Annotated in this window: 12 protein-coding genes; 4 read left to right on the top strand and 8 right to left on the bottom strand. The window is 61.5% G+C overall.

The annotated features are described in order from the left end of the window. Positions 1 to 2: 2 nt before the first annotated feature. From HYG82_RS38555 to HYG82_RS38540, 4 genes are all read right to left on the bottom strand, one after another. Complete coding sequence (locus HYG82_RS38555; RefSeq protein WP_179263117.1) at positions 3 to 872, bottom strand: succinate dehydrogenase/fumarate reductase iron-sulfur subunit; 870 nt, start codon at positions 870 to 872, stop codon at positions 3 to 5. Position 873: 1 nt separating this feature from the next. Continuing rightward, on the bottom strand, positions 874 to 1,239 hold the full coding sequence (locus tag HYG82_RS38550; protein ID WP_179263115.1) for a succinate dehydrogenase/fumarate reductase transmembrane subunit: 366 nt from the start codon (positions 1,237 to 1,239) through the stop codon (positions 874 to 876). Beyond that, the gene (gene sdhC / locus HYG82_RS38545) at positions 1,239 to 1,670 is read right to left on the bottom strand and encodes a succinate dehydrogenase, cytochrome b556 subunit (protein WP_179263113.1); all 432 of its coding nucleotides are present in this window, start codon (positions 1,668 to 1,670) and stop codon (positions 1,239 to 1,241) included. Before sdhC ends, HYG82_RS38550 begins: the two co-directional genes overlap by 1 nt. Positions 1,671 to 3,251: 1,581 nt before the next feature. Then, positions 3,252 to 4,367, bottom strand: a complete 1,116-nt coding sequence (locus HYG82_RS38540) for a succinylglutamate desuccinylase/aspartoacylase family protein (protein WP_235217744.1) — start codon at positions 4,365 to 4,367, stop codon at positions 3,252 to 3,254. A gap of 162 nt (positions 4,368 to 4,529) precedes the next feature. Between HYG82_RS38540 and HYG82_RS38535 the strand changes: the two genes are divergently transcribed. The 4 genes from HYG82_RS38535 to katG all read left to right on the top strand — a co-directional run bounded on the left by HYG82_RS38535 (position 4,530) and on the right by katG (position 11,188). Then, the gene (locus tag HYG82_RS38535; RefSeq protein ID WP_179263111.1) at positions 4,530 to 5,282 is read left to right on the top strand and encodes a GNAT family N-acetyltransferase; all 753 of its coding nucleotides are present in this window, start codon (positions 4,530 to 4,532) and stop codon (positions 5,280 to 5,282) included. Between the two features lie 519 nt (positions 5,283 to 5,801). After that, positions 5,802 to 7,271: a flippase gene (locus HYG82_RS38530; protein WP_179263109.1), complete on the top strand. Its 1,470-nt coding sequence runs from the start codon at positions 5,802 to 5,804 to the stop codon at positions 7,269 to 7,271. 91 nt (positions 7,272 to 7,362) lie between these two features. After that, the gene (locus tag HYG82_RS38525; protein WP_179263107.1) at positions 7,363 to 8,706 is read left to right on the top strand and encodes a RimK family alpha-L-glutamate ligase; all 1,344 of its coding nucleotides are present in this window, start codon (positions 7,363 to 7,365) and stop codon (positions 8,704 to 8,706) included. A 346-nt stretch (positions 8,707 to 9,052) separates the two neighbouring features. Beyond that, complete coding sequence (gene katG, locus HYG82_RS38520) at positions 9,053 to 11,188, top strand: catalase/peroxidase HPI (protein WP_179263105.1); 2,136 nt, start codon at positions 9,053 to 9,055, stop codon at positions 11,186 to 11,188. Positions 11,189 to 11,453: 265 nt separating this feature from the next. On the opposite strand, the gene HYG82_RS38515 is transcribed toward katG, so the two are convergent. The 4 genes from HYG82_RS38515 to HYG82_RS38500 form a co-directional block, all read right to left on the bottom strand. Further along, positions 11,454 to 12,740, bottom strand: a complete 1,287-nt coding sequence (locus HYG82_RS38515) for a hypothetical protein (protein WP_179263103.1) — start codon at positions 12,738 to 12,740, stop codon at positions 11,454 to 11,456. A gap of 355 nt (positions 12,741 to 13,095) precedes the next feature. After that, a complete protein-coding gene (locus tag HYG82_RS38510; RefSeq protein WP_179263101.1) occupies positions 13,096 to 13,686 on the bottom strand; it encodes a DNA-3-methyladenine glycosylase family protein in 591 nt (196 codons plus the stop codon). An 80-nt stretch (positions 13,687 to 13,766) separates the two neighbouring features. Next, positions 13,767 to 15,647, bottom strand: a complete 1,881-nt coding sequence (locus tag HYG82_RS38505) for an L-aspartate oxidase (protein WP_179263099.1) — start codon at positions 15,645 to 15,647, stop codon at positions 13,767 to 13,769. A 214-nt stretch (positions 15,648 to 15,861) separates the two neighbouring features. Then, positions 15,862 to 18,435, bottom strand: a complete 2,574-nt coding sequence (locus HYG82_RS38500; protein ID WP_179263097.1) for a heavy metal translocating P-type ATPase — start codon at positions 18,433 to 18,435, stop codon at positions 15,862 to 15,864. Between the last annotated feature and the right edge of the window lie 41 nt (positions 18,436 to 18,476).

The following is an 18,476-nucleotide window of genomic DNA, read 5'->3' as shown; positions in this document are numbered from 1 at the left end:
GGTTACCAGAACTTCAGGTTTTTCTTGACTGCCTCCCGCTTGAGCTCCTGAATGTGCTCGGTCAGCGGGATATCTTTCGGACACACCTCGGTACAGGAGAACTGGGTCTGGCACCGCCAGACGCCGTGTTCCTGCTCGAGAATGCGGAGTCGGTGCTCTTTGATCTCCTCGTCTTCGCGTTCGTCCATCGCGAACCGGTAGGCCTTGTTGATCGCCGCTGGGCCCAGATACTCGTTGTCGCCGGCCGCGATATTACACGAGGACATACACGCGCCACACCAGATACAGCGCGTCGACATCTTCACCTTCTCTCGGTTCTCCCGAGACTGGCGTTGTTCCTCGAGTTCGCCATCGGGAAGGTCCTCCTGCTGGAAGTACGGTTCGACCGTGTGCATCTGGTCGTAGAAGTGATCCATGTCGACGACAAGGTCCTTGACTACTTCCTGATGGGGGAGCGGTTCGATTCGAACCGGTTGCTCGAGGTCCGCTATCTGGGTCTTACAGCCCAGTCGTTGCTTCCCGTTGACGAAGAAGGCGTCGGAGCCACAGACGGCCTGCCGACAGGAGTGACGGAACGTCAGCGACGAATCGTACTCGTCGCGGGCGTACATGACCGCGTCGAGGACCGTCATCCCTTTCTCGAAGGGGACGTGGAAGTCGTCGAAACGAGGTTCTTGCTTCGCTTCGACTTCGGGATCGTATCGAAATACCTTGATGTGAACCGTTTCCCCCTCGAGTTCCGACGCGTCGGTCGACGTCTGGTCGACCATGCCGCCACCTTTTTGCTTCTCGGCGGCCGGCGATTCCGCGCCTTGCATCTCCGGATCTTTCGGTGCTTCCTGACTTTCGGGTTCGGCTTGTTGCGTACTCATATTAGATCATCCCTGCCATCGTGAGAGCGACGTAGGTTCCCTGCCCGACTAGTGCGAGGGCGGCGACGACCAGCACTCCCAGTACGGCTTTCTTCTGGGTCCCTTCGAGTCCCTGATTGACCAGCGCGTTGTAGACGCCGTTGACGCCGTGGAACGTCGCGGTGATCAGGAACAGCACCATCGTGAGGAAATAACCGACGTTCTCCATTCGGGCTTGCGTACCCATGAATGTTACCTCGTACGCGTGGTTGACGAAGTGCAACAGGAAAAAGTGAAAGGCCAGAACGACGACCAGAAACGCCGCCGTGATCCGCTGGAGGAACCAGCCGGTGCCGCCGGGTGTGAACGAAGAGTACCGTTCCGCCATCAGACGCTCACCCCGGTAAGGAACGTCGGCACGCTCGCGACGGTGATCGCACCCGTAAGCACCAGCGAAGCGTAGAAACTCTTGTCCTGTGCGTCGAGTCCGACGCCGAGATCGATCATCAGCAGTCGGAGACCGTTCAGGATGTGAAAGACGGCCACTGCGAGCAGGCCGACCTCGAGGAGACGAACGAGAAAGAGACCCTCGAGTCCCTGTAGCGTCGCCGTGTATATGTTGACCGCTTCGCCGTCGACCATCGTCGTCTCGCCCTGTGCGCCGCCAATGGACGTACTCAACACGGCAATATGGGTAAACAGGTAGCCGATCAGCATCCACCCGGTGAACTTGTGGAAGATCCACGCCCACATGCCGGCCGAGAACTCCTTCCACCGGCCGAAGTCCTCGATGAGACCGCGATTGTAAGACTGACTCATGCGCTCATGTGGACCGTTTGACCGTGGGGCTATAGAAGTTACTTCTTGGATTTCGACGGTTCCAGAGAAACCGGCAAGCCAGGTTCGAAGAAGTTGCTTCTCAGACATTCGTTCGCCGAGTGTCAATCTGACGGACCATCAGAAGTAGAGGGCGTGAGTTCTGTAACCGGCAGACCGATTCACTGCTACGACACGATGAAGTGGGTGAGTCGCGCATCGACGCCGTGATGCTCACTGGTCCAGAAGCCATCGAGTCGATGGTCGCGAACTCCACTGGAACCGGACCCGCTGTTCTCGCTGCTTTCGCTCGAGTTCGAGTTGGACCCACTGCGCCATGAGATGGTGGAACGTCCGCTCGGCGTCGCTGAACTCCCTGTCACGTGAGTCCGTCGGTACGAAGAACGTCCGGTCAGGCGCGTTCTCGAGTTCGATCCGCGTCCCGAGAGACGTCTTCAGCCGAACTCATCGTACCCGAGTGCCTCTCCGAACCCGGATCGTTCGGGATCCGTGACGTCAATTATCGGTAGCCAGGTGCAAAACCCTGCCCTTCGGGCCAGAGATGAGACTGATAATATTAAATTATTTATTACTATTATTATTAAATAGGCATGCATGAGGAAGCTGACGGTTGACTCGGCGTTTGCCGCAACAAAACGGAAGCCAACCGCGGCGATTGTCGTACAACAATCAGGTAGGTTGTGGCGAGGTTATCCGAGAAATTCGCAGTGTACACCGTCCACCAGCGATCCATACATCCCTCCGAGCCGAGTTTCGACGGTCCATTCGACTGTACGACACAGAAATGTACTCTTCATTCCAAATTTTGAGAGGAGTGCTTACCGATAGGAAAATGAACAGTTCCATCAAATCGGTGGGACCACTTCCTCAGGGCTGGGTTGGCGACACACATTCCACATACCAGCAGACCCACAATCTAGTGCTCCGAGCATCTTGTGACTGACGGCCGTGATGTTATTTTCACGTTCTGATCGCAGGACTCGAGCGGTGAATGCAACCGAGTTTTCATATGGTAACCGCGACCACACGAACATGTCCGGTAGGGTACTCACATTCACAGAAGACAATTCGGTTCGCTCTCATTCCCTTTCCCGGACACCCTCCCGACCAATTGTTACGGGTACTTACTACACGTACAGAAAATAATCAATCGGAGCGACGACTAGACATCGTCTCAAATCGTTTCTTCCCTCGGTAGACATCGTCTCAAATCGTTTCTTCCCTCGGTTCTCTTCGAGCGGGCGAGAACGACGGGATGATCGACACGTACGGTCGTGCCCGGACAGCGACGCTTGCAGATATTACATCGAGTCGGTGGTTCCCTCCAAAGCCCGTATCACACGGGCATTCACCCCGTATCAACGCGACACGCATGGCTTTCAGTTCCGGGAGAGACTGGACTCCGGACACTCGCGATAGGAGACAGGAACGACGACACACTGATCGTGGCGCCGGCGGTGGACGGCCCCACCCCCGCCAGCGACCTTACCGCGCCCGTGTTCCTAGTCACCCTGGATGCGCTTCGAATCGATGCTTGCGAGCCCGAGGACGGCAGCCCGACGATCACTCTCGGTCTGGTCCGTTCGCCTTCCGTCGGAGGTCGGACCGCGACGTCTCCGTCGTTCGCTCGCGCTCGAGAGCGGTGAGCGTGTCCGACGAGAGGCCGACGAGGTGACAGAGCGGGTTGCCCGGATAGACGACGGGGTTCTCGAGGACGCCGACGATGAGTCCGGTAAAGGGGGCTTCGACGGTGACGATGTCCTCTTCCTCTTTGAACGGATTCGTAATGGTGCAGATGACTTCACCCGCTTCGACGAGCGCACCGCGGCCGCGTTTCATGTCGACGATGCCGCCCGCGTCCGCACGAAGCCAGGTTTTCTCGTCGTCGGTATCGATGACGGTCCGCCAACCGGGCCAGTGGACCGACGAGTCTCGATGGAGGCCGAACTCGGCGAGGACGCTTGCGACGCCGGTGAGCGCGCGGTCGATCAGCCGCCGCTGGAATCGGTGTGCCTCGCCCATCTCGACCGTAATCGTCGGGATTTCGTTTTCGGTTGCCTCGTGACGAAGCGTCCCCGCCGGTCCCTCCCCAGAGATGATGACGTTAGAACTGAACGCCCTGGCGAGTCTGGCGACGTCGTCGCGCTCCATATTCGCACGGACGTGTAGCATGTTCGTTCGCCCGCGCGTAGACGTATGGAAATCGACGCCCAGATCGCACGGCTCGATGAAGTTCGTGTAGATCTGATTGGCCATCCGCCTCGCACTCGTCGATCCCTCCCGTCCGGGGAACGACCGGTTCAGGTCCCGGTCGTAGATCGGCAAGTACCGTTCCTGTGCGAGGAAACCAGGGACGTTCATCACGGGCAGACAGACTAACGTCCCGTGGAGTACGGAATGATCCCAATCGTGAGCGACCTCACGAACGACCTCGATCCCGTTAAGTTCGTCGCCGTGGGCCGCAGCCGAGAGGAAGACCGTCGGACCGGGCCGTTCTCCGTTGATCACTGTAACGGGGATCCTGACCGGGTCGCCGAGATACGTCTCGCTAATACCGTAGCGAATGTTCGCCGATTCGCCGGGGTCAACTCTACCGCCGTTGTACGTGAACGCGTCGTTCATTTGATCTGTGCCGCGTCGCTGATCGGGAGGTTCAGTCGGTGTAGTGTCGCCGCTCATATGACGTTCTCCGGCGGCACTATGGTTAATCTTCCCCCTTCATGCTCTCCCGGACGGTTCCATGTCATATTTACTGGAGAAAACCGGATTCTCTCGAACAATGCCAGGCAGAATCTGTGACTGTGGGCATACGTTTTGTATTAGGCCGGAGTATGGGCACCCATGGAAATTCGCGAGGCAACCGACGACGACGCCGAGGCGATTCGATCGACCGCACACGAGTCGCTCAACTCCACGTACACCGCATTTCTCGACGAAGAGACCATCGACGACGCGGTCCAACAATGGTACGGCGAGTCGTTTACCGACGACATAACCGACGACCGCGTCCTCTTTCTCGTCGTCGAACGAGACGGAGAAGTCATCGGATTTTCCCAGAGCGAACTCGTCGGTCAGCAAGCAAGCACTGGACATCTCCTCTGGCTACATATTCATCCCGACCACCGTGACGGCGGGACCGGCGTCCGACTGCTCGTTCGGACACGCGAAGCGTTACTCGAGGAAGGTGCATCGGAAATCCAGTGTTTCGTTCTCGCGGACAACGAGGGCGGGAATCAGTTCTACCGGGACCACGGCTTCGAGCAAGCCGGCCAGCGCGACGTCGATATCGGCGACGAGACGTTTACCGAGAACGTCTACGTCGAAAGCGATCACGAGGCCGACGGCAGCTGGGGGGCGATCGACGAGGTGACGGTAGATGACGAAACGATTTACGTGAGCTACGGCGAGGCCGCTCGCGGATCGAAGTCACCGTTTTACACGGCCTACAGGACGAAAGACCAGCGCGAACGCTACGCCTGGTTCTGTGGAAACTGCGATTCGATCGATAATGCGATGGACGCGATGGGACGGATCGAGTGTAACAACTGCGGGAATCGCCGGAAAGCGACCCGCTGGGACGCCTCGTACCTCTAGACGCATCCGGTAATTCCGACGATCGACGCCGGGAGGTCGAATGCGGATTCGGTCATCCGGCCGCGTTTCGAAGGGCCCGTCGACCCGGGGATTCGTTTGCCCCGCGTTCCCTGCTTCGCTCTCTCATTTGTACGGTGACCGTTCGAACGTTTGGTCTCCGTTTCTGCTCTCGATTCAGTCGTTTGGACTCCCTTACAGCATTTCCGTCTACGGTTCGGTCGTTTGCACCATCTTACAGCTGACGTTTCGAGCGGTTCGAGACGCCAAACGAACGCCTCGCGTGGCGGTCCGAGCACGACTCGCCCGTCGCTGTGTACTGGCGGCTGTACCCATTTGTAGAGCCGGCTGAGACCGACCAGCGCATCCAATACGATGGCTTGCAACCGACAGTACCGCACAACGGACCGTCGTTTGTCCCCGCATTACAATTGGACGCACCCTCGATGGGAGGAGTACGTTGATTGCGTTCGGCTTCGGCCTCGGTCGATTACGAGTATCTCACCGCAACAGTCCACTGGAATGAACAGGGAGGATCACATCGTTCACGGCTTCAAGGCAACGCTCGTAGCGCGCGCGATCTATATGATTTCGAGCGCGCTTCTCATGTTCGTACTGGCGCGATACCTGCTCGATCCGGACGGGTACGGCGCGCTATACTGGGCGATCGGGGTGTTGACTATACTCCAGCTATTTGCAGATCTCGGCCTGTCCCGATCTGTCGCCCGATATCTCTCCGAGTACCGAGAGACGGATCCGGGACAGGTACCGTACCTTCTCAAGACGACGATTACCGCCAAGCTCGTCTTGATCACGTTCGTCGCGTACGTCCTGTTGCTCTTTCACGAGTGGATCGCGAACGCGCTCGGCGAGCCCGGAGCGGCCCCCTTTCTCGCGGCAGGCGTGCTCTATCTCGTGGTCTTCTCCTTTAGCACGTTCTCGCAGGTGGCGTTCCAGGGATTCAATCACCTCGGCTACAGCGCCCTCGTCCAGGCGATCAGCGGCGCGGGTCGGCTGCTCTTTTCGGTCGCGTTCGTCCTCGCCGGCCTCGGCGCACTCGGCGCGTTCTTCGGATACATCGTCGGCTACGCTATCGCCGCCGTCGTCGGGATTGGAATCCTCTACTACGGGTTCTACAGGCGATACGATGCGGCTGACGAATACGAGGACGGTCTCTCGCGCCGACTGCTCGAGTACAGCGTGCCGCTGACGGCAACCCAGAGCGCGAACGTCATCGACAAACAGATCGACATCGTGTTGGTGGGTCTATTCCTCAACCCCGCTGCAGTCGCGTTCTACACGCTAGCAAAGCAGATCACGGACTTCGTACTCGCACCCGCGGCGTCGCTCGGGTTTACGATTTCGCCGAACTTCGGCGAACAGAAGGCTGCCGATCAGCTCGCAGAAGCCAGACGAATCTACGAGACCTCGCTAACGAACGTCCTGTTGCTATACATTCCGGCTGCAGTCGGCCTCGCGATCGTCGCAGGCCCGTTCCTGACGATGGTCTTCGGAAACGACTATGCGGCTGCGGTGCCCGTCTTACAGGTCCTCGCCGGCTTCGTCGTCCTGCAGGCGATTACGAACCTCACGAGCGATAGCCTGGATTACCTCGGGCGTGCTCGAGCGCGCGCCGTGGCGAAAGGCGCGACGGCACTGGCCAATCTCGGACTGAACATTCTGTTGATTCCGACGATCGGTGTCGTCGGGGCTGCGATCGCGACGGTGGCGACTCATTCCGTGTACGTGGCAGTGAATCTCTACGTCGTCCACACCGAGCTCTCCCTGAACGTCACGCGCCTCGCTCGAACGACCGGCCTGATCTGTGGAATTACGGGCGTGATGGCCGTCACCGTGTTGCTCGTAACGCCTATGGTTTCGAACCTGCTCATGTTGTTCGGGGCGATCACCGTCGGTGCGGTCACCTGGGGCGTGCTGGCGGTGATGAGCGGCCTGGTCGATCCGCGACAGATTCGGACGGTCATCGGCTGAGCCGTCGTACCCGTAACCGAGGCCCGTCGACGGCCTGGATCGGGCTGAATGAACTATCAATACTTATCCGACGGCTCGGTGTCTACTCTGTATGAGCGCTGGCGATCCCGTGACTGTCGGGGTATTGAGTCTTCATACGAGTAAGGAAACCAAAGCGATTCTCAACGCGGTCGAGGATCTCGGACACGACACCGAGTGGCTTCGAGCCGAGAATACATCGATTAGCGTCACCGATGGCAGTCCCGTCCTCGAGCCATCGGTCGACGTCATCGCGAACCGGATGCTGTTGTCGAACACCGAACAGCCTGCCGAGGAACTCGGGCTGGCGAACGCGTTCTCGCAGTTATTGCCAACGCTCAACGAGCCGAGCGCGGTGATGACGGCGATGCACAAGCTCTCGACCGCGACGGCGCTTGCGTCGAACGACATCCGAACACCCGACGTTACGCTGGCACTCAGCGCGGATCAGTTAACCGCCGCTCGGGAGCGCTACGGGGAAGAGGCAGTGTACAAGACCGCGATCGGGACTCACGGCGGTGGGACCTGGAAAGTCGGGCCAGACGATCCGATCAATGCAAAAGTCGGAAACCGGTATGCCTTCCTGCAAGAACTCGTCGACCAGGAGGGAGTCCGCAATCGTGATTTGCGCGTCTACGTCGTCGGCGATGAGATCGTCGGTGCCATGTACCGTTACGCGCCGGACAACGACTGGCGCACTAACGTCGCTCTCGGCGGTACCGTCGAGGACGCGACTGGCGACCTCCCCGAAGAAGCAAGCGAGATGGCCCGTCGCGCAGCCGACGTCGTCGGCCTCGACTACGCCGGAGTCGATCTCGTCGAGGGCGACGAGGGGTGGTTCGTCCTCGAGGTCAACCCCACGGCGGGATTCAAGGGTCTCTACGAGGCGACTCACGTGAGTCCGGCACCGTACATCGCCAAGATGGCGATCGAGCGCGTCGGTGGCGCCGTCGACGACGAGCGCGTTGCGGATCTCGCGAACGTCCTCGACGATTCCAGGCCGGCGGCTCAGCCATCGGAGATGGTCACCAAGAATACGGAGCCCGCGGTAATCGGCTACACAGAAGAGGTCGTCCTCTCGGGGACGAGCGGATCGAAATCCGTGCTCGCAAAGTCCGATACCGGCGCGACGCGAACGAGTATCGATACCAGCCTCGCCGCCGATATCGGTGCCGGGCCGATCAAATCTATCACCCGGATTCGTTCCGGAAGCAGCAAGCAATCGAAGAGCCGGCCCGTCGTCGACGTCGTCGTTGGGGTCGGCGGCAACCAGCATACGGTCACGGCGAGCGTCGAAGATCGGAGCCACATGGATTATCCCGTCTTGCTCGGCCGGGACATCCTCGAGAACTACCAGGTCGACGTCAGCCGTCGGATCGACAGCGATGCGGCCGATACACCGGAAGAAGAGGAGTGAAACGACCGATCCGGGCCGCGGCGATTTCGGTTGGTTCGATGGTCGAAAACCGACGTCGCGGATTCGTGGGCGGTTCGATTCACACGCTTTGAGAAATGCCGAAAAATACTTTATACGATCAGAAACAATAACCGAGAACTCAAAATCCGATTTTCAGTCGATACGTACTATATCTCGGAAGTGGTGAAACAATCGCTGAAATGCGGGTTTCTGTGGTTTCGCTGACTACACAGCGCGGAATACTCATCGAGAATAGTTGACGAAGTAGGTAGATAGCTTGAGGTCTGGCGAAGACATCATTGCCAAATAGACAATCTTAATATGCGAAAGTGGTATTCAATCGATGATGAATGGAACCGACCAGGACTGGTGGCCGAACCAGCTGAACGTCGCAATTCTCGACCAGAACGCTCGCCAGGCCGATCCGATGGGCGAGGAGTTCGACTACGCTGAGGAGTTCGAAAAACTCGATCTCGAGGCCGTGAAGGCGGACATCGAGGAAGTGATGACGACGTCCCAGGAGTGGTGGCCGGCCGATTACGGCCACTACGGGCCGCTTTTCATTCGGATGGCGTGGCACAGCGCCGGCACCTACCGCACCAGCGACGGCCGCGGCGGCGCATCCGGCGGTAGACAGCGCTTTGCACCCCTCAACAGTTGGCCCGACAACGCGAACCTCGACAAGGCGCGCCGGCTGCTCTGGCCGGTCAAGCAAAAGTACGGTCGCAAACTCTCGTGGGGAGACCTGCTGATCCTGGCCGGTAACTGCGCCCTCGAGTCGATGGGCTTCGAAACGTTCGGTTTCGCAGGCGGGCGCGAGGACGACTTCGAGCCCGACGAGTCCGTCGACTGGGGGCCCGAAGACGAGATGGAAGCATCCGAGCGCTTCGACGACGGGGAACTCGAAGATCCGTTGGGCGCCACCGTAATGGGTCTGATTTACGTAAACCCGGAGGGGCCGGACGGTGAGCCGGATCCGCTCGCGTCGGCGGAGAACATTCGAGAGTCATTCAGCCGGATGGCGATGAACGACGAGGAAACGGTCGCGCTCATCGCCGGTGGGCATACGTTCGGCAAAGTCCACGGTGCCGACTCCGGTGACAACCTCGGCCCCGAGCCCGAAGCGGCACCGATCGAGGAACAGGGCCTCGGCTGGAAGAACGAGTTCGGCTCCGGGAACGGGCCCGACACGATCACGAGCGGCATCGAGGGCCCGTGGAACACAACGCCGACCCAGTGGGATATGGGCTACATCGACAACCTGCTCAACTACAAGTGGTGGCCCGAAAAGGGTCCCGGCGGTGCGTGGCAGTGGACCACGCAGAACGGCGAACTCGACGGTTCCGCACCGGGCGTCGAGGACCCCGCGGAGAAAGAAGACGTGATGATGCTGACGACAGACGTCGCCCTGAAACGGGACCCGGACTACCGGGAAATCCTCGAGCGCTTCCAGGAGGACCCGACGGAGTTCCAGGACGCCTTTGCGAAGGCGTGGTACAAGCTGGTACACCGTGACATGGGTCCGCCGTCTCGGTTCCTCGGCCCGGAGGTTCCCGACGAGGAAATGCTGTGGCAGGATCCCCTCCCCGATGCCGATTACGAACTGATCGGTGACGAAGAGATCGCCGAGCTCAAAGAGAGAATCCTCAGTTCGGGGCTTTCCATCTCCCAACTGGTCAAGACCGCCTGGGCGTCGGCATCGACGTACCGCGATAGCGACAAGCGCGGTGGCGCGAACGGGGCCCGCATTCGTCTCGAACCACAGCGCAACTGGGAAGTGAACGAGCCGGATCAACTGGAGACGATTCTGGAGACCCTGGAAGGGATTCGGCAAGACTTCAACGCCTCGCGATCCGACGACGTCCGGGTCTCGCTCGCCGACCTGATCGTTCTGGGCGGCTGCGCAGCCGTCGAAAAGGCTGCAGCGGACGCTGGATACGACGTGGACGTTCCGTTCGAGCCGGGTCGTACCGACGCTTCGCAGGAGCAAACCGACGTCGAGTCCTTCGAGGTGCTCAAACCGAACGCCGACGGGTTCCGAAACTATCTCGAGGACGGGACCGATCGACCGGCGGAGGAGTTGCTCGTGGATAAGGCGGAACTGCTGAATCTGACGGCCGACGAAATGACGGTTCTGGTCGGCGGTATGCGCGCGCTAAATGCGAACTACCAGCAGTCCGACCTCGGCGTCTTCACCGACCGGCCGGAGACGTTGACCAACGATTTCTTCGTGAACCTGCTCGACATGGACTACGAGTGGGAAGCGTCCTCAGAATCCAAAGACATTTTCGAGTTGCGCGACCGTGAGTCGGGCGAACTCGAGTGGAAGGGAACCCGCGTTGACCTCGTCTTCGGTTCGAACTCCCGACTTCGGGCCATCGCGGAAGTCTACGGGTCAGACGACGCGGAGGAAACATTCGTGCGCGACTTCGTGGCTACGTGGGACAAAGTGATGTCCCTCGATCGCTTCGATCTCGAGTAACCTCGGGCGGAACTCACCGGATCGATCGTTACGGGGGAAATCATCTCCGGCGCTTTCGACCACTCGAACCGAGATGATCACCGTCTGCTGTCTTCCGCCTACCGTCTGCTGTCTTCCGCCTACCGTCTGCTGTCTTCCGCCTACCGTCTGCTGTCTTCCGCCTACCGTCTGCTGTCTTCCGCCTACCGTCTGCTGTCTTCCGCCTACCGTCTGCTGTCTTCCGCCTACCGTCTGCTGTCTTCCGCCTACCGTCGGGTGGCGACGCTCACTCGCTTCGGATGACGACCTGGTCGTCCGTAATTTCCTTTATCTGTGACGAATCGATCGGGTAGTCCTCGTCGCCGTGACCGCCCCAGTTCATCCGTGCCCTGAGTCGATCCGTCAGGCCCGGTTCCGGATCGACGTAGGCCGTCTGCCCCTCGACCTCGGCGATCATGCCGATCTGCTGGGCGTTCTCGTCGACGACGTCTTTACCCTGTTCGTCCTGTGAGAGTTCGATCGACATCGGTTCCGTCGCCTCGTCAGTCGTCTCCGTGCCGACGTCCGCCGTCGCTCCCGTCTCTCCACCTGCGGCAACGTCGGCCTCCATCTCGCCGGTCTCCATCGCACCGTACTCCTCGATGTCGATGATTTCGCCCTCGATCACCTCGCTCGCGATCACTTCGGATTCGAGCAGGTCGGTCTCATCGAGTACGTATCGCATCTCCACTTGCTCGGTCACCTCCTCCTCGACCGTCCGGCGCTCGATCAGTTCGCTCCGGACGGTGTCGCCTTCGGTCCGCTGGCTCTGGATAACCTCCCGCTCGATCACCTCGTCTGCCATCACGTCCGAGCGGACCACGTCGCTCTCGAGGATCGATCGCTGGACGCTATCGAGTTCGATGTCCGTCTCGACCGACTCGATCTCGTCGCGTTCGACCTCCTCGTCTTGCTCGATGTCAACGTCGACGACGCGGCTCTCGACTGTGTACCGTTCGATCTCCTCGATGGTCTCGAGGTAGGTCTCGTCGACGATCAGTTCGATGACGTCGTCGGCAACGAACTCGGTCTCGACGATGTCGCGGCTCAGCAGTTCGGAGTCGACGACCTCCCGTTCGGCGAGATCGGTGTCGACGACTTCGCTCTCGATCGTATCCCGTTCGACGATCTCCTGTTCGATCACCTGCGTCTCGACGATCTCCGTCGTCACCGTCTCGCCGCGTCGCAGCGACTCCTCGAGTTCGTCGCGACCGAGGTCGGCTCGGTCGAACGCTTGCTCACGCTCGACGATCTCGAAAAAGCCCAATCCCTCCCCAGTCGCTTCCTCCTCGTGGTAGGCGAACACGAGGTCCTCGTCGCGGAACGACCGATCGAAGTCGTCCCAGGTTAGTTCTTCGTGACCTTCGCCGATCTCGTTCCGACGGACGAACGAGTGGCCGTGACCTTCGCTATCGGGTACCGACACCGGAACGGCGTCGCGGGCCTCTGCCCACTCCCTGATCCGCTCGGTATCCGTTGTCATTCGACGCTGTTCGGGTGCGTCCGTATCGGTTGAAGATCGATCGTTTGCCATTTCGTTTTCCCTGTGCCGAGGGGGATACTTCAGTCAACAGTGCCGTTCCCGCCGTTCAGTTTCGCGTTTCTCCGGCCCCCTTTTGCGGCCGGCACAAGCCGGGCTGTAACGCATCGTTATAGTTTCCACCAGTTGCTGTTTCACCGGCCGGTCGAAACATAAGAATCTATTACCGGTTATACACAGCCCTCGCCGGACCCGCCGAGCGAGAGCCACGACGTCGCCCGTTCGGTTCACGACTCGACCATCCCTGTCAAGATCGTACGCCGGGCCGTTTCGAATCGATCGTCGGTCGGCGCGGTTCCCGAGGCGGCGGTGGACTGCGAACCGACGCCCTGTGCTCGCCGATGCCTGGTCACTCGGACTCGTACTCGGCCCAGATGTACCGCGTCGCGACGCTGCGATACGGTCGCCACGGGTCGGCTACCTCGCGCATCTCTTCGCGCGTCAGTTCCGTACCGTTTCCGTACAGTTGCTCGATACCGCGACGAAGAGCAAGATCACCGAGGGGAAGCACGTCAGGTCGCTCGAGGACGAACAGCAGGTACATGCGTGCGGTCCACGCGCCGATTCCTTTGATCTCGGTGAGCAAATCGACGACCTCCTCGTTGGAGTACGAGTCGAGCCCCGCCTGCGTGTAATCGTTTTCCTGAAACGCACGTGCGGCGTTTTGCACGTATTCGACCTTGCTTCGGGAGAGTCCCGCGTCTCGAAGCGCCGCCTCGTCCGCGGCCAGTACGGACGCAGGCGTCACGTCTCCCTCGAGGAGGTCGAACACCCGCTCTCGCACAGCCGCCGCGCTCGCGGTGGAGAGTTGCTGGCTGATGATCGAGATGCAGAGCCGCTCGTACTCGTCCCAGTCCGATTCGACGTAGGGATCGTGGCGGTCGACGAGACCCGCCATCACGGGGTCCTGTCGGAGGATGGTGTGTGCCTCTTCTCTCATGAGCTGGTGTGGATACGAGAGTATGGAATCGAAAATGCATATGCGTCCCGGTTGACGTCGACGGGTCGAGCCCGTGGCGCTCACTCGAGGTGGTGATAGTCGAGTTCGTACCCCTCTTCGAGTGCCTCCCGAACGGCTGGACTGGGTTCGGCTACGCCGCGGCGGCTAATCGAAAGTCCGTCGGTGTCGGCAGCGAGTACGAGGTTCACCCGCCAGTCGGGCTCCGTCTCGGGAAAGTCCATCCGGTAGTGTGCCCCGCGAGACTCCGTTCGCTCGAGCGCCGTTCGGAGCAACCCCTCGGCAACGGTGAGGCTCGCCGAAAGGTCCACGGCGTACTCGAACGACTTCGAAGTGAGCCCGCCGTCGACCCGGAGATCGGCCGTCCGAGCGCGAAGTGCCTCGAGTTCTGCGAGCCCATTTGTGAGCGCCGCTTCGTTACGGAGAATACCGGCGTGGTCCCAGAGCAGTTCTCCGAGTTCCTCGAGAAGTTGTGTGGGTGTGACGGTTCCGTCAGAGACAGCGAGCGCGCGGAGCGTCTGGAACTCCCGTTCGGCGAGCGCCCGCTGGCCGTCGGTCACGTTGGGATCCTCGTCGGCCTCGGTTACCGCGCTCGCGACGTGCTCCCCGACGATGGCGCCGATCGCGACGGTTTCGGCCAGCGAGTTGCCCCCGAGGCGATTCGCACCGTGGACGCCGGCGACTGTCTCGCCGATGGCGTAGAGACCCTCGACACCGGTCTGGCCCGTCCGGAAGTCGATATCGACGCCGCCCATCGTGTAGTGGGCCGTCGGCGCGACCGTCATCGGCTCCTCGGTGATGTCGACGCCGAGGGAGTCGAACCGCGCGACCATCGAGGGCAACCGCTCGCGGATGTACTCGGCGTCCCGGTGAGAGATGTCGAGGAAGACGCCCCCGTTCTCGGTGCCCCGGCCCTCGCGGACTTCTCGAGCGATGGCTCGTGCGACGACGTCGCGGGCGTCGAGTTCCATCTGGTCGGGCGAATACCGCTCCATGAACCGCTCGCCCTCCGCGTTGTAGAGCCGCCCGCCTTCACCGCGGACCGCTTCCGTTACCAGCCGGCCGTCCCACTCCTCGCCGTACCGTTTTCCGACCATTCCGGTCGGGTGGAACTGGACGAACTCGAGATCCAGCAGTCGGGCACCCGCCTCGAGCGCCAGCGCCTGGCCATCGCCATTGTTTTCGTCGTCTCGCGACGAGTGTCGATGATAGAGCGCGGAGAACCCGCCCGCCGCGAGCACGACGTGATCCGTCCGAAACAGCAGGCCCTCACCGGTCTCCATGTCGAAGCCGACGGCGCCGTCGACGCGGTCGCCGTCGGAGAGTAGCCGCGTGATCATCACGTTCTCCCGGTATGGGACCGCGAGTTCGCGGGCCCGCTCGATCAACGTCTCGAGCATGGCCTCGCCGGTCCGGTCGCCGACGAAGCAGGTACGTCGATAGGACTGTGCGCCGAAGTAGCGCTGGTTGATGTCACCCTCGTCTGTTCTGTCGAACGACATCCCCCAATCGGCGAGTTCGTGGATGCGGTCGGGCATCTCCTGTGCCGTCAGTTCGACGGCATCCGGATCGTTCAGGTGGTGGCCCTCAGTGAGCGTGTCCGCTGCGTGGACGGTCCAGTCGTCTTCGGGGTCGAGTGAGCCGAGCGCAGCGTTGACGCCGCCGGCCGCCCACGTCGTGTGGGCGTCACCGTGCTCGCGCTTGCCGATTACGAGCGACTCGACGTCCGATTCAGCGAGTTCGATTGCGACGCGAGCGCCCGCCGCACCCGCTCCAATGACGAGCACAGGCGTCGTCACGACCTCGTACTCGAGGCCATCGGTCGACTCCCAATCGTCGTCGGTCTCGATGCGGTTCTCGACGCCGGCGGCTGCCTGCCCGCGACTCGCTGCTCGACGGTCGTCGGCCGTCGTTCCGGGGCTGTCTGTCGGTGGTTCTGTCATTGTACCAATATTAGTGCCGGCCGCGTTTAGCCACCGCCCCAAACAGTGCAGACCGCCGTTCGAGGGATCGAATCGATCATCTGTCGGTGTTGCCTCGCCGGTACACGAAGGGAATCAGTAACTATTGCGTGGATTTCTCCGGGCGCCAGACCGGATGCGACTATCCTCCGACGACGGAGGCTCGTCTCGTCGCTGGATAGCGTCGTGACGTCGATTACTGGTCGACGGGGGGCTCAACGACGGCATCCGAGGACTCGGGTTCGACGTCCGCGAGTCGCATCGCGTTCCCGGTTACGCCGAGGCTCATCCCCATATCACCGATGACCACCGCGTGGATCACCGTAACGAGTCCGAACGGCGCACCGGCAGCGAGAACCGCCTTGACCGCCAGACTCGCCCAGATGTTCTGTCGGATGACGCGGTTTGCAGTCCGCGAGAGACGATAGAGGTACGGCAGGCGAGTAAGATCGTCACCCATCAGCGCGACGTCGGCCGTTTCCAGAGCCGTGTCCGTCCCCGCCGCGCCCATGGCGATGCCGACGTCGGCGGTCGCGAGCGCAGGCGCGTCGTTGATGCCGTCGCCGATCATGGCGACGCCGCCATCGGTTTCACTGCCGTCGGATCGCTCGCCGTCGAGTCGCCCGATCCACTCGAGTTTCTCGTCGGGAAGCAACGCGGCGTGGTACTCGTCGATTCCGACCTGCTCCGCGATCGCACGGGCGGTCCCCTCGTTGTCGCCGGTGAGCATTACGACGCGAACACCCTGTTCCTGGAGTTGCGAAACGGCCACTTTCGCTTCGGGACGGACCCGATCTGCGATGCCAATGACGCCGATCGGGCCGTCTTCGGTGCCGACAACGACGACGGTTTTACCTTCGTCCTCCAGTTGCGGAACGACGTCGCTCAACACGTCCAGACAGCCCTCGCGGTCACAGCCGGGTCGCGAGTCGCCGCCCGCCGACCCGGGCTCGAGTGTCATCCCGCCATCGGTCGTGGCGTGAGCGTGCTCGAGATCCGCCAGTCCCTCGAAGAGGGCGGGTTTGCCCACGAAGTAGGTCGTTCCGTCGATTTCAGCCCGGACACCCTTCCCGGTCAGCGCCTCGAATCCGGACACGACCACATCGCTCGGACCAAGGCCGCGTTCCGTGGCATAGCCGACGATCGCGCGCCCGAGCGGGTGTTCGCTCCGGCGTTCGACGGCGCTCGCCCGGCGAAGAACGTCGGCCTCGTCGGCCCCCTCGAGGGGTATCACGTCGGTCACCGACAGATCGCCGGTCGTGAGGGTCCCGGTCTTGTCGATCGCGAGGACGTCGCTCTCTGCGACCGCCTCCAGGTAGCGACCACCCTTGATGAGGACACCGTTGCGGGCCGCGCTGGTGATTCCCGAGACGACGCTGACGGGCGTCGAGATGACGAAGGCGCAGGGGCACGCGATGACCAGTAGCGTCAGCCCGCGCAGGAACCACGTGTCCCAGGCGGCGCCCACCAGTAGCGGCGGCCCGACGGTGACCGCGATGGCGAGTGCGACGACGATGGGCGTGTAGACGCCGGCGAAGCGGTCGACGAATTGCTCGCGCTCGGTCCGCTCGCGCTCGGCATCCTCGATCAACTGGACGATGCGGGAGATCGTCGAATCGTCCGCCGCGTGCTCGACTTCGATCTCGAGATAGCCCGATTCGGCGATCGTGCCGGCGAAGACCTCGTCGCCGTCCGTCTTGTCCGCTGGAACGCTCTCACCCGTGATCGGCGACTCGTCGACCGCACTCTCACCCTCGACGACGGTGCCGTCGGCCGGGATTTTCTCGCCCGGCCGGACTACGACGACGTCGCCGACCGCGAGTTCCCCGGCCGGAACCGTCTCCTCGGACCCGTCCGGTCGCCTGATGGTGGCCGTATCCGGAGAGAGGTCCATCAACTCCCGCAGGGAATCTCGCGCGCGATCCATCGAGAATCGCTCGAGCAGTTCGGCGACGCTGAACAGGACGGCGAGCATCGCGCCCTCGAACGGGTGGTTGGCCGCGACCGCGGCGATAATGCCGATGCTCATCAGGAAGTCGATGTCGAGGCTCAGATTCCGCGCCGAATAGTAGCCGTTGCGAAAGATCGGCGCACCGGCGACGGCCGCGGTGGCGATGAAAAGCAGCGACGAGAGATCGACGCTCCGACCGACGACCGAGAACAGGGACGGATCGGCCCCGGGGAAAACGAACTCGAGGGCCATTCCGACGACGACGAGAACGGCCCCGAAACCGGTGATGCCGGCACGTCGACTCTTCCAGACAGGGTCGTCGTCTCCCAGCGGATCGCTCCCGGCGCTGACCGGAGTTGCCTCGTACCCTGCAGAACCGATCGCATCGACGACAGCGTCCGAATCGGTCTCCTCGTCGACCGTCACGGTCACGCGCCCCGACGCGGGACGCGTCTCGATTGCGCCGAGACCGTCGACGCCCTCGAGTGCGCGTTCGACCTTGGTCGCACACGAGGAACAATCCATATCGGGGACCGACATCGTTAGTTCGTCGCTCCCGTCGTCGATTTCGTAGCCGGCCGCACGAACCCGCTCGCGGATCGCCTCCTCGCTCGTTCGCGTCGGATCGTATTCCACGACGAGCCGTCCGCTGGTCACCCGGGCATCCTGGTCATCGATCCCGTCGAGTCGGGCGACGCTGGTCGTCACTTTCCCGGCACAGGACGAACAGTCCATATCCGGGACTCGAAGGTCGAGGGCTCGACTCGTGTCCGCGCCGCCGTCTCCGTCAGGCGGCCTCGGCGGCGAAGCATCACTCATTACCCGACCGTACTCACTCGTGACTGATACGCGTTATTCGG

Source organism: Natrinema halophilum, from assembly GCF_013402815.2.
Lineage (GTDB): Archaea > Halobacteriota > Halobacteria > Halobacteriales > Natrialbaceae > Natrinema > Natrinema halophilum.
This window is presented reverse-complemented; position numbering and strand designations above follow the sequence as displayed.